The sequence below is a fragment of the Paenibacillus sp. FSL R5-0928 genome (assembly GCF_037970385.1).
GTDB lineage: Bacteria > Bacillota > Bacilli > Paenibacillales > Paenibacillaceae > Paenibacillus_AQ > Paenibacillus_AQ odorifer.
Genome location: NZ_CP150225.1, coordinates 2,426,132 through 2,440,150, shown reverse-complemented (window position 1 = coordinate 2,440,150; position 14,019 = coordinate 2,426,132). Strand labels below are relative to the sequence as shown.

The following is a 14,019-nucleotide window of genomic DNA, read 5'->3' as shown; positions in this document are numbered from 1 at the left end:
ATAGGAGAATTAGTCTTGCAGAATCTTTTAAATCTTAGATAATCTAAAAAAAGCGCCTAGCCGGATATTACCGACTTAGGCGTTTTTTTAACAAATATTCAGTTATTTTACCGTAACTTTCATGATAGCACTCTCATTTACCCCTTGATCATTCAACAGCTCAGCCCGGTATTCATAGACGCCTGGAGAACGGTTAGTAATAGAAGTAGATGCCGTTTGTGCGTTTGGGGTGCCTGCTGTTAAAGTCTTAGTATCGATCAGTATTCCGTTCTCATACAAGCGATACTCTTTGCCGTTCATCCCCCACCATAAATTCATAGTCACTTTATACTCTCCATCGCCATCCCAGTTGTCATTGGACAACACCGGCTTAGCTGGTGCAGCATCCTTCACGATAACTACATGAGCAGCAGACACCGTTGTGCCAAAAGAATTGGTTAGCTCAGCCGTATAGGTGTAGGTTCCGTTTTCTTTTCCGGTAATATTAGTCACTGCAGTCTGTGCTGCTGGGGAATCATCACGTAAGGTTTGCGTGTCGATTAAGGCACCATTCTCATATAGCTTGTAGACCGTACCATTATTGCCCCACCACATATTCATTGTGATTTGGTAATCCCCGTCCAAAAGTCCTGTATCCTGCCCATTATTATTGGATAGAACCCATTGCCCCGGAACACCTGTAGCCTTCTGAGGTCCACTTACGACCACAATCACTTGTTCTGTCGTTGAGAGTCCAGCGTTATTAATGGCTGTTGCGATGAACGTATGCGCTCCCGCAAGTCCTGTGAGTGGAATCTCATCTCCATAAACGACAGGTTTACCATCAAAAGTAATATCCAGACTGCGAATACCAGACTCTGGATCTTCCGCTACGACCTGCACCTTCAATACATCCGTTTCACTCATTTGAGCAGAAGGTAAACCAGAAATCGTAGGTGGTGTAGTATCTTCAGTTTCTCCCGGTGAGCCTACATATTGAATTTTTGGAGCCGCTGGTTGTTCCATCCCTTCACCAAGAAAGAATCCAGGGTGCGGAGGTTGATTATAGCCTACATTTTGCCAAGCTACTGCCAGGCGGTAGATCGGATCATGCATCAATGTGCGAATACGATAATCTGTCATATCCGTTGTTGTGTAGATCCGTAGTTCAGAACTGTCCGTTGCCCGCCAGATCACTTCTTCACGCCAATCCCCAAACAGATCTGCCTGCAAGCTTGGATTCGCCTTGGTGCCATTATTTGAAGAAGCACCTACAGCCGTCAATAAGTTAACCGTTGTCTGATTGCTATAGTCCCACTTATCCACTCGATTAGCATCCAGTAATTCACGTAAAAGATCACCATCCCACCAAATACCAAAATTCGTGGAGGAAGGCAGTTTTTTAGTAATTAGTTCACCTTGCGCACTGTATAGGCCCGTAACAGGTATATGCTCCTCATTGGTGATCGTTGCAGCCCATACCTCTTCGCCAGCATATCGCGGATCAATATCCGCTGACATCCCCCGTCCAGTATCAATCCCCGTGAACACACCCCATAATATATCTCCTGTAGCTGCATCACGCATTTCAATCCCATACTTCGAATCGGTATGCTCATGAACATCAAAGACTTCCAGCCCGGGTCTGGTAGGATCAAGGTCCCCGAAATGAATTGCATCACCATGGCCAAGCTTTGTATTATACAGCGGCAACCCATCATCGTCGATTGCCATCGCACCGAAGGTTATTTCGTCCTTACCGTCGCCGTCCACATCTCCTACAGAAAGATTGTGGTTTCCTTGACCTACGAAGTCTCCATATCCTTCATCATTAGAATCGAAACGCCATACTTTCTCGAGCTTGCCCTCGCGATAATTGTAAGCTGCAAGTACAGTTCTAGTATAATAACCGCGGCTAAAAATCACGCTTGGCTGCTCGCCGTCTAAATAAGCTACAGCTGCCAAAAAGCGGTCTACACGGTTACCATAGGTATCCCCCCAAGCGCCAACATCTCCACGTGGCGGATCATAATCCACGGTATCCAAGGCCCGGCCTGTTGCCCCTTCGAACACCGTTAAATATTCATTGCCCAGCAGCACATAACCCGAACTGTTACGATAGTCTGCACTGGCATTGCCAATGACTTTTCCTTGACCGTCCACTGTGCCATCTGCCGTCTTGATCATAATTTCGGCACGTCCATCACTATCCAGATCATATACCAGGAATGGAGAATAGTGTGCACCGGCACGAATATTAGGCCCTAAATTAATCCGCCATAAGCGAGTTCCATCTAATTTATAAGCGTCCATATAGACAAGTCCAGTATACCCAGCTTGAGAGTTATCCTTGCTGTTCGAAGGTGACCACAACATGATGATTTCATATACACCATCACCGTCCAAATCACCTACACTTGCATCTCCCGCACTATACGTATACGGTTGACCATCCTTGGTGTAATCATCTGCTGGCTTTTGCAAAGGGATCGATAGATATTGCTTCTGCCATACGCTGAATGGTTCCGAAGCAGATTTCTCGACTCCATTGATTACTGATGTGATTCTATATTTGGCATCCTCCCTGCCTGTAATATCGAGATAGTTCGTGTTTTGAGTAATCAACGAATCATTTAGTTTCTTATCGCCACGATACAGATTGAATCCTATCGTTTCCGGATCCAGACCTAACATCCGCCAGCTGATATACACACCTTCATCTGTCTTAACCGCTACAGGCGCACGATCCAGCGCCTCCATCTTCCGGTATAAAGTTGTCACCGCTGAGGCTTCCAACGTAGCGGATAGATCAGAGATGCCGCCTGCATTTACCGAGGCTACTTTGTAATAGTAAGGAATGGTAGTCAGAACGGTCATGTCTGTGTACGAAGCTTCGAATGATTTGCCGATCAGGATGAACTCACCGTCTGCGGATTTCGCACGATAAATGTTGAACATCCGTGCATCCGGTACCTCATTCCAAGTAAAGGTCACATCATTTTTGTTCGTAGATTGTACAGCTAGACCACTAGGTACGGGTGCTTTTGCTACGGAGGGATCAATCATAGACACTTTTAGCGCATTAGAGCCTACGGATTCCAGTCCCGTGCTGTCGACCGAAGTTACCGTATAGATATATTCCATACCAATATCCGCAGTGGTATCTGTGTAGAACGGCTCTATTGTCTCGTCCAGCAGCTCTGCACTATTCGCAACCGTAGCCTGACGATATATACGGTATTTCAGCGCCCCCTCCATACTGTCCCAAGAAAGATTAGCTGTAATAGGCTCACTGTTTAAATCCAGGCTACCCAGTTTCAGATTCGTTGGGGCTAATAATAACGGTGTGATCTCCAGCCCATTGAGATGAGCGGTTGTGCCACTAAAGACAAGATTCATCTGCCCGTCTTTGACAGCAATCTGGTTATACAGCTTCTCAGCAATATTTTCCTTACCTGAGGAGACTGTTCCGTAATCTTTGCCTTCAATGGCTACATTCGTCTTAGCAGATCCAATCCAATCTCCTGTATAAGTCTTAACAGAATAATAACCATTGGGTAAATCAACTTTGAATTCATACGATCCTCCAAAATAAATCATAAAATCTCTGCGCAGATCGTCCGTCGCATTTCCCCGATCCCGATCAATCATCCCTGCACTCGAGGTCAAACCATATCCTCGTTCTGGGGTATATAGGACATTCACATTCACTTCCGTATAACCCGCAGCAACGGGTGAACCAACAGGTCCGAAATCATAACGATACTGAGCGGATTTCGTAGTCAGCTTCACTTCATCTGAAGGCACAGACTCTCCTAGCCCGTTCACTGCAGTCACTCTTACCGAGTAGCTTTGACCTTCAACCAACCCGCTTAATGTCAATGAAGGGAAAGTTGAAGTTCCCGCTAATGTATAAGCAGATTCGGCTTCTGCCGCTAGCTTACGATAGATTTTATAGATATCTGTACCTTCTACTGTATTCCATTTCAGTACTGCACCTGCATTACTGATACTCCCAGCTACAAGTCCTTCAGGCTTCGCTGGCACCGTTTCCGGCTGTTTGATGTCCTGCACAAAGCTGGAGAGTGGAATATTTAATTCCCCTATTCCTTTGGCCAGCAGACGGGCCATTTGAATGGCTCCGTACTCTTGAAAGTGAGTATCGTCTGCCGAGCCATTTGGGAAAGCACCATATATCCCTGCATCGAGGTGAAGGAATACAGAGCGTGTAGCTGCAAAACCGATAGAATTGTAATAAGCTACACTGAGTGCGCTAAGATCGACCAAGTCAACATCCAACTCACTTGCTACTTCTTTCATAGCCTGCACATATTCTGGAAAGCTCACATTAAATTTTTCACTCGCGGCATTATAATCTCTGCGGCCCATGGGAGTCACCAGAATCGGAGTTGCTCCTCTTTGCCTAGCTCCATTGACATAAGTTTTTAAATAAACTTTGTAATCGGCTGGAGAAGCATATCGGTCTGGAACGCTAATCGTTGCGTCATTATGACCAAACTGGATAAGGAAATAGTCACCCGGTTGGATCTTACGCAGGACTTCATCCAGCCTTCCCTCGACAATAAATGACTTAGAGCTGCGGCCTCCGATAGCGTGATTCTTAAACGTTACTTCCTCACTAAAGAAATCAGGAATCATTTGTCCCCAGCCTGCTTGTGGTATCCAATAAGGATCATAAGTCTGCACGGTTGAATCACCCGCAATATAAACTGTTGGCAATTCATTAGCAGGACGGTCTGGCTGCTTAGTAATCACCAGTGTATTGATATTAGGCTTAGTGCCAGAGAACACCAAGTTCATTTGTCCATCCACCAAAGCGATGTCAAAGCTCATTTCCAAATACTGGCCTGCTATTTTGCTCGTCTGTTGAACTTTTTGAATGGATTCTACTTTGATGCCAATCTCTGTATCTCCGGCGCTGTCACCAGCGATAAGTGACACAGTATAGTCGCCATTCGGTAAATCTACATTAAAGGTAGCATCCTTAGGGACCACAAAATCTGAACGCAAAGGATCTGAGGTTCCTCGGTCTACCCCAGTTACTTTCGATATATCTGTAAATCCATATTTGACCTCAGAGGAATAAGATCCCCCTGCATCTACCTTAAGATAACCTTCAGCCACAGCACCCGGGCCAAAATCAAAGGAATAAACATCTCCTTCTGGCAAAGTTCCAGGAGGCGTATACACGGCACTTTCCACCTTATCAGATAGCTCTGATTCTCCTTGGTCATTGGCTGCCTTCACCCCATAATATTGCCGTTTTGAGGTATCCGCTGAGGCATCCGTAAATGTCGTCTTCTCTGACTGACCAATCTCATGGAATGTTCCATCTGCTGCATCAGACCTTAAGATCGTATAGCGGTTTGCTCCAGCCACACTGTTCCAACTCAGTTGAACAGAACTTACACCTACACTGACAATTGAAAGACCGGTTGGTGCTGCGGGAACCTCTACCCCCGGAATTTTGTCTACTGTCACAGATGCGCTCAAAGCAGACTCCTCACCCTTTCCATTTACAGCTGACACATTGTAAATGTAACCACTGCCTTCATCTACATCTGAATCCACGAAGCTGTTAGCAGCAACTTGACCTATGGCTTGAAGGGTTCCACTAGGAAGAACCGTTCGATAAATATTGTAATAGACTGCTTCTGTCACGCTGCCCCACCCCAGAGATACCTCAGTGGGGGTGATATTATGAACCACTAATCCCTCAGGGGCTTTCAATGGACCTGGTACAATCTGCTGAATAATTAGTCCATTTAAATATCCGCCAACCCCTGTACCCGTAATGCCGACGGTCAGTTGACCATCTTGAACAGTCGTCCGATAGGTAGCTTGATTTACAGCTTGCTTGCTGCTTATCGACCCAGCCGTGCTACCTTCCAAAGTAATCGTAGTTTTGGTTGTACTTGTACCCGCTAGTAAATCTCCTGAGTATACAGTCACATCGTAATCCCCATTAGGAAGATCCACCAAAAAAGAATAGGACAGTCCCAATACAAAATCGTTGGTCATACCGTCTCCACCCGAACGATTCCTCGAAGCAACCGCCTGATCTAAACCATACCCTAGCTCATTCGTATATAACTTAGATTCATGCACGCCTGTATAACCACTCATAACAGGACTTGTTGCTGTTCCAAAATCATATTGCAAGGTTATTGGGCCTGAAGCTGCACTGGCCTGTTGCCCCCCAAATGTTGTAGATGGAAGTATTGATGAACAAATGAAGATCCACGACAATAACACCATAAATATTTTATTTCCAAGTTTATTCCTCTTCATCTTCCGTGCTTCACCCGCTTTCTTATGATTGAAAGAACTTAGTACGCATCTAGCCCTGTTGTAGTAAACGCTTACAATAAGCTTCGTTGTCATTCGTTCTTCAAATATAAGTTCACTTCGTGCGCGTATCCCCTCCTCTTTGCTCAGGCAGCTGGATGGTAGATGATTCCAGTTTTACTCATATCCAACACGATACTACCACCTAAGTGTCACTCTGAACATTTAAAAAACAGATTTTATCATACACTAAACCGTTCAATTTCTTCGCCTATAGTTATAAAAACCTACGATTTGGTAAGCAGTTAGGACAGAAGAATCAGTGAGGGGACACCCGCCTTTTGAGATCACGACAACAGTTTTGCTATTCCTTCATCCTTAACCATTCACTTCTGAGCAATCCATAGGAATAAGTATCATGCCAGATTGGCTCTCCATTACTATCGTATTTAAAATAACCCGTCTGCAAAAAATGTCCTTCTCGACGAAGCTTCAATCGTTCAAGCAGTTTCCATGAGCGTGTATTTTCGGGATCACAGTTCGCAATCACACGTCTCATTTTCAGATTATCAAAGCCATAGTTTAACAATTGATTACAAGCCTCTGTAGCATACCCGCTTCCCTGAAAATCAGGGTTAAAAACATATCCAAATTCCCAAACGCCAAAAGCCTTTGGTTCGCTCTCTTGAAAATATAAGTTGCCGATCATTTTGGTCGTAGATTTAAGACAGACTGCCCAAAAAGCACGGTCCGATGACCGTCTGAGCGCCTCAGTGCGAGATTCATCTGCACTAAACAAGGAATAGGGCTCATATTTCACAACACTTTCTTGCGACAAATATTCATGAAGGTCTTTCCAATCCTCTGCTGAGAACCTTCTAATCCATAAACGTTCGGTTTCCATAATTTCCATCAGAACAACACTTCCCCAATATTAATAGTAAATATATACCATACACCCCATAATACCCCTATGCCTTTTTTATTTCATATGAGCAAAATCATTTCACAAACAGCAAATAGGCCTCCTTGGATTCCCAAGAAGGCTGATGAATGTTTCTCTATATCTTAACTCCGCTTAAACTGCCACCTGACGCAAATAATCGTTCGATATGCTTCTGAACGGTTGGGTCGGGGATCAGTGGTGGGGCTTGATGGGGTTTTACCCGAGCATCAATAATCACGTTATCACAGGACCAATGTTTATACTCAGTAGAACTGTTCACTCCATAGATATCATGAGATGGATTACTGCGGGTAAACGTCGCCCATAGGAAATTGTCGATCTTTTCACTCAAAAACTCGCTATCATCACACAAAATAATCATTGGACAAGAAGGAAGTGCCCCTTGCTCCTGAATAGCTTCACTAAGCTTGTTCATTTCCAATGCTGCTTCAGCGTAGCTTGTGAATTTAGCACCTTGAAGGGCAACAAGACCAGGCATCACCATTCGTGCATGTCCAAATCCCTGTAATTCTTTAAGCATGCCCGGTACCTCTGTACATAGCTCTCTTTTCTTATCCCCTACTGCTGCGAAGATCACTTTACTTCCGCTGTTTAATCCTGTGCCGGAATAATCAAGCGTATCAATCGTGGTGTTGGTATAGAAATGAATATCTCTACGAAGATTAATCCGCTCCAAGATATACGTCAAGAAATCCTCGATATTATGTGTACTGATAGGCTGATTCTCTTCTGCAGTAATAAACAAAAACTTAGCTAAACTAAGCTGACCCGTACCTAAAATCCGGTTAGCAATGGTCAGAATTTCCGCTGGCTGCTTTACTTGCTGATAAGGCGTATAACGTTCACTGCCAATGGCGAACAGCAGGGGATGAACACCCGCAGCATCGACTGCATGAACTTCTTTGACGCCCGGAATTTCTTGGCGGATAGCCCCACCTGTCAGCTCGTGAATTAACTCACCAAACGCGGTATCTTCCTGTGGCGGCCGACCGACAACCGTAAATGGAAAGATTGCATTTTTTCTGGCGTACACTTTATGTACTCTCATTACTGGGAAAGGGTGAACCAAGCTATAATAGCCTAAATGGTCGCCAAATGGCCCCTCCGGCTTCGTCTCACCAGGGTGAATTTCACCTGTTATCACAAAGTCCGCATCATTGCTGATACAGTAACCATCCACATAGCTATAGCTGAAATGGCGTCCTGATAATAAACCTGCAACGATCATCTCACTCATTCCCTCAGGCAAAGGCATAACCGCCGATAAGGAGTGAGCGGGTGGCCCACCGATAAAACAACTCACTTTAAGCGGTTGTCCTTGGCGGTTCGCTTTTTCCTGATGTACGCCAATGCCGCGATGAATTTGATAATGAATGCCCACTTCTTTATTTAATTCATACTCATTTCCAGTCAGCTGCACACGGTACATTCCCAGATTGGAATTCATAATGCCCGGCTTGTCCGGATCTTCTGAATACACCTGCGGCAAGGTTACAAAAGCACCACCATCTCCCGGCCAATGTGTGATTAGCGGAAGATCAGAGATACTAATTTCCTGGAAACCGCTTGGCAGACCTCCTGGCTTTTTAATAGGCAATGCTTTTCTCGCGGATAATCCGGTTCCAACATATTTAAATGGATTTTTGAGTGCTTTTACGGGATCGTTGCGAAGGGCAATTACGTTATGTGTGGAGTCCCAAGTCCGCCGAAAGATAAACTTACTGCGCTCTAGCGTTCCAAAAAGGTTAGATACGGCCCGAAACTTCGAGCCTTTTACATTCTCAAATAATAATGCGGGTCCACCAGCCTCATAAACCTTTAGGTGAATCGCCGCCATCTCTAGATAAGGGTCCACTTCTTCACGAATCCGAACTAAATGTCCGTGTTTCTCTAAATCATTAACACACTCTTCTAAATTGCTATATTTCATTTCATTACTCCGATCTCTAGAAGGTTATTACAAGATTACTTGGATGCTTTAATTATACCCTGTAAGATATTAAAATAAAGCGCACGCGTACCCTATGTACTAGAACCTAACGTCTTTATCTTGTATTCTCTGGTTTCGGTTCACTCCGCAATATATTTTTAGCAGGAATACCTACTGCCGAAGCATTATCCGGCACATCCTTTACCACTACAGACATGGCCCCGATATTAACATCGTTACCAATGACAACCGGTCCAAGAATCTTGGAGCCTACTCCAATAAAAACTCTGTCTCCAATCACAGGCTCTCCTAAGTTATTTCTCCCGCCAATCGTCACTTGATGAAAAATAGTAGCATGGCTTCCAAGCACCGCTTTAGGACTAATGATAATCCCATTTAAACCATGCGGTAAATGAAGCGCATCACCAATTTGAGCTTGAGCGTGAAGCTCTCCATTTGCATGAATACGGACAAAAAGCACATCCATTATTCGATATAAAAGCCACAAAGGTTTTCGCACGATGCCATTCTTCACTCGATAATACACCCAATTTCCATAACGATAAGTAAACAAGGCCATAATCGTTTGAGGATTTTTCAGATTTGCTTTCCAGTCCGTTTTGAATGATTTCATCATTTTATCGTTCTCCTTTTTAGGGGCTAGGGTATGCACTGTATTCTGGAGTAATGAAGGGCAGCTGTGGATAAAACATCTGGGAGGATCGCGGGCTGGAGGGTCAGTCGGTGATTGTACTTTCACCAGTGTAAGATAGATTTTGAGATTCATCAAGCAAGTGGACAGTTCTCTCTATATAATCATCAACCGATTTAGAGGCTTGTTAAACAACAACACGCGCCGAACAAAAAGATCGGCGCGTGTTGGAAAGCATATTTTCTATTAAATCAGATCCAGAACAATCACATTTACGGAATTGGCAGCTAGCTTCACAACTGCCGTGTCTTTATCAATTACGATTTCTGTTTCGACTGGTGTAACCTTCTCATCATTTTTTCTGTTCACATTAGGTGTGTGAACCAGCGAGGCGTCTCCGGTTAAGGTAATCCGTTTACCAGTAGCAGCTACTTTTAAGCCTTTTAGATCAAGCTTCGTTGCTTTTTCTACACCATCCGCATTTACAAGCTTCACATAAAGATGCTTATCATCTTTAGTTACGGAATTATATACCTCTCTGTTATAAGCCTCAAGCTTATAATCCAGTACTTTGCTTGTTACCTTGCCATCTGTATAAGAGCAAATCAAATGTTTGCCATCTGCTCCACCATAATTAACGGTGATAGTATATTCCGTATGATCCGCAAGCTCTTCATAGCAACTGGCTCTCAGGTTACCAGCAGCGGTACTAGAGGAATAATCGCCGAGAGTATAAGCCTCAATCCCTTGCTTGTACACCTTGACTCCTGTGGCATCACCATTATAGCCAATCGCATATTCGATGACATCTTTATTTTCCGGTGAGATTTCTGTCAGACCTGCGCCTACATAGAAGCCATCTTCGCCAGAAGCTTTTTCAGCTACAACCTCTACTTTATAATTAGTCCACGCGTCATTAAGGATATACAATCCATTCAGTCCGCCATTCTGCGCTTTCAATACCAGACCTTTGGAAGGATCAATCGTATATCCGGCAGAGCCAGGAATCACTTTCCAAGCTTCATTCAGCGGCTGCGTGAAATCTTGATCCAACCAAACACTGCCATCTACATTCGAGGTCACTTTCACCCGTTTCACGATCACAGCTGATTTCCCGGCAGCCACTTCAATTCCTCCATGAGGAATGAGGTCTACCTTCTCCCCGTTGCGATAAGTCGAAAATGAGGTGCCAACCACTTTGGTTCCCAGGTATTTAGCATACAGCTGCTGAACATAATAGTTCGGTGTGTACCATACGGTCTCATCATCGAACCAGATGCAATCCGGTGTCCATCTATAGGTGCCATCTGTCAGAACCTTGTTGAACAACGGTGCCGTTGCCGCCAATCTAATCACATCAGAGTTATTCTCGAAGCTGGACATAATCGCTGCCTCAGCAACAGCTCCTGCCAATGTGTTTTTATCTGTGGAAGCATATTCACCCACAAAAACCTTTGAAGTTTCAGCCTCATCCAAGCTGCCGTCTTCCTTATAGGCTCTGTAATAGTAGTTGTAACGATCAGCATTCTCTAACAAATACTCATTGGAACGGTAGTAATGCTCATCCGCAATGGTATCCATGTAGTTCTTTTGTTTTTCGTACCAGGTAACAGTCTCTTCGATGCTCGATGTACCATCCGTAAAGCTGATTTTTTCCGAGCCCTGTAAATTTCCGCTTAGGAATTTCCAACCTTGCTGGTAAGCATCATCATCTGCCTGTGCACCCACGGTAGAGAGAATAGTCAATTCATGATCAGGATAGTTCTTCACCATATACTCATCAATCACTGTTTTAAAATATTCGAAGTTGGCAAAAAACTCTGTACCCCAGTTTTCATTCCCCACACCCAAATAACGCAGGTCAAACGCTGCTTCATGGCCCATCTTTTTACGCAATGCAGCCCACTCATTATTGTCAAAATCCATGCTAATCGCAAAATCAATCAGATCCGTAAAGTTCTTCACATAATAATCTCTTAACGCACCGCCAGCTGGATTCGCATAATCCGAACGAGCTTGACAGAGTACGCCGCAGGCCATAACCGGAAGTGGTGTTGCGTTCAAATCCTCGGCTAATTGGAAATACTCCATATATCCAAGACCCATGGTCATCATGTAGCCCCATACGTTATAGTTCTCTTTGCGCAATTCGATATCGTTGACGGACTCTTTCCAATCGTACACGTTCTCCCAAATGTGAGAACCTTCAGAAATACAACCCCCAGGGAAACGCAGGAATGTAGGATGAAGATCAACGAGTGCATTCACTAAGTCTTTTCTTAATCTATAGTTTGGATTTCCTTTATAGTTAGCATGAGCTGTAGCAGAACGTTCCTCTTCACCAGCGCCCCAAACGTCATCAGGAATTAAGGATACCATATCAATGGAGATCTCACCGTTAAAGGTTAACGCCAGCTGACCAAGCACAGTTTCAGACCCTGTTAATACAAGCTTAGAATCGACACCATACTTCTTCCAGTTGCCGTCACCGTTTACTTCAACAATTGCAGTATCGCTGATGGCTTTACCGTCTTTGTCGAGCAATTGCAAGGTAATTGTGCCTGCTGCTTCTGCCTTCGCCCAGATTGTGAAGTTGTACTTGGCATCTTCCTTAATAAACATCGAGCAGTGCTGATTGGAATCCGCAAAACCTCTATTATTAATAGTCGCGCCATCCGCTACCGTCACATAATGAGCATTCATATCTTTATCTTCGATGCCGAAGAAATCGTTTAATCCGCCTGTATTATGGACAGTCATTTTCTCTGTATCCCCAGACCATGCGTGAAGAGGTGTATAATTTCTTCCGGTGGAAGCACCATGTACACCACATACATGCGAATAGCTGTCAAAAGCAAAAGATTCGAAGGAGCGATTCTGCACTAGCTCTGCATAGATCCCACCGTCTGCTGCGTTGTTAATGTCCTCATAGAATAAACCATATAGAATTTGGCTAACATCCAAAATCTCCTGATTACCATCAATAGTTAAGGTGTATGGTGGCAAATCTTCCGGAAGCACAGACACCGTGAAGCTCTTTTCTACTGTACTAGCTCCCTTTTTCAAATGTGCTGTAAGCGTTACGCCTTGAGCAGATTGAACTCCTTTATTCACAACACCTTCATTAGAAATGACTTTGGAATCGCTGGATACCCAAGATACGTCAACTTTTCCGCCCATCAGCGAAACTGGCAACTCAATATCTTTGGTAATGATCGAGCTTGGGAAGGTTAAGTATTTATCTTTTGCAAGCTTTACGATATCTTCATCCGTCAAAGATTCGCACATGATTTCAATCACTTCATCTTGAGTTAAGCCTGCTTTATATACACGGAAGTCCGAAATATAGCCGCTAAAATCAACATCTGCCGCGTATTGGGATTTCCCGATTGTATTATTGCTATAATTCTGTTGATCTTCAAAAGTAGCAAACCATGTACGCAGCTTAGCATATGTGCCACTCGAGGTTTGGCTGATCATTCCATCCGCAACTACTTCACCATTTACATACATCACAGGACCTGCACTGCTTAGTGTTCCACCTTCTGTACCTGTAACTGCAAAGGAAACATGTACCCATTCATCAGTCGCAAAGGATTTCCCTGGATCTGCGATTAAGTCTTCCCCTGCAAAACAAGTCCCCCGCAAATTGCGAGTTACGAAAATATAAGGTCCTGTTTCACCTTTACCAAAATCAAAGATTCTTTCCCATAAGCTTGAAGCTTTGCTTACATACATCCATGTCGAAATTGTAATTCCTGTATGGTCACTGACCTCTTTAAGCAGATCGTTAGGTAATGAAATATAGGATGTGCCATGTTCTCCCCCAGCAAGCGAAACAGCTTGTCTACCTGCTACGGATTTAATAGCCGGCAGCGTAGTACCTGAAGCGGTTCCATCATTGCCGTTCCCCGAGAAATCTTGACCCACATCCTCTAGATTATCAAACTTATAGTGCGCAATTAGACTACCATTAATAAATTTGTTACCGTTGTCATTTTTCATAAAATATCACCTGTTATCTTTATAGTAGAAATCTTAAAAACCTAACTGTATTAGTTCATTGCCGTTTATACGAAACATAATAACATATTTTATAGTCAATTAATATATTAACCAATTAATATTTATGTGAAATAAAAGAAAACAATTTTTATAATCAAATATTACCAAATCAATCAT

5 protein-coding genes are annotated in these 14,019 nt (G+C 43.8%); all 5 read right to left on the bottom strand.

Features of this window, described 5'->3' with window-relative positions:
• Window positions 1–102: 102 nt before the first annotated feature.
• The 5 genes from MKZ16_RS10800 to MKZ16_RS10780 all read right to left on the bottom strand — a co-directional run bounded on the left by MKZ16_RS10800 (window position 103) and on the right by MKZ16_RS10780 (window position 13,842).
• Window positions 103–6,291, bottom strand: a complete 6,189-nt coding sequence (locus MKZ16_RS10800) for an SGNH/GDSL hydrolase family protein (RefSeq protein WP_305953745.1) — start codon at window positions 6,289–6,291, stop codon at window positions 103–105.
• Between the two features lie 361 nt (window positions 6,292–6,652).
• Window positions 6,653–7,201, bottom strand: a complete 549-nt coding sequence (locus MKZ16_RS10795) for a GNAT family protein (RefSeq protein WP_170914161.1) — start codon at window positions 7,199–7,201, stop codon at window positions 6,653–6,655.
• Between the two features lie 148 nt (window positions 7,202–7,349).
• On the bottom strand, window positions 7,350–9,185 hold the full coding sequence (locus MKZ16_RS10790) for a UbiD family decarboxylase (RefSeq protein WP_036679241.1): 1,836 nt from the start codon (window positions 9,183–9,185) through the stop codon (window positions 7,350–7,352).
• Between the two features lie 115 nt (window positions 9,186–9,300).
• Entirely contained in the window at window positions 9,301–9,822 is a 522-nt protein-coding gene (locus tag MKZ16_RS10785) for a serine acetyltransferase (protein ID WP_339815681.1), read from the bottom strand.
• Between the two features lie 261 nt (window positions 9,823–10,083).
• Window positions 10,084–13,842, bottom strand: coding sequence for an alpha-L-arabinofuranosidase C-terminal domain-containing protein (locus MKZ16_RS10780; RefSeq protein ID WP_076107533.1), 3,759 nt, complete (start codon window positions 13,840–13,842; stop codon window positions 10,084–10,086).
• Window positions 13,843–14,019: the final 177 nt, after the last annotated feature.

What these genes read in the sequence shown, in the direction of transcription:
- MKZ16_RS10800 (WP_305953745.1), bottom strand. Translation starts at nt 6,291, where the DNA reads ATGAAGAGGAATAAACTTGGAAATAAAATATTTATGGTGTTATTGTCG.
- MKZ16_RS10795 (WP_170914161.1), bottom strand. Translation starts at nt 7,201, where the DNA reads ATGGAAATTATGGAAACCGAACGTTTATGGATTAGAAGGTTCTCAGCA.
- MKZ16_RS10790 (WP_036679241.1), bottom strand. Translation starts at nt 9,185, where the DNA reads ATGAAATATAGCAATTTAGAAGAGTGTGTTAATGATTTAGAGAAACAC.
- MKZ16_RS10785 (WP_339815681.1), bottom strand. Translation starts at nt 9,822, where the DNA reads ATGATGAAATCATTCAAAACGGACTGGAAAGCAAATCTGAAAAATCCT.
- MKZ16_RS10780 (WP_076107533.1), bottom strand. Translation starts at nt 13,842, where the DNA reads ATGAAAAATGACAACGGTAACAAATTTATTAATGGTAGTCTAATTGCG.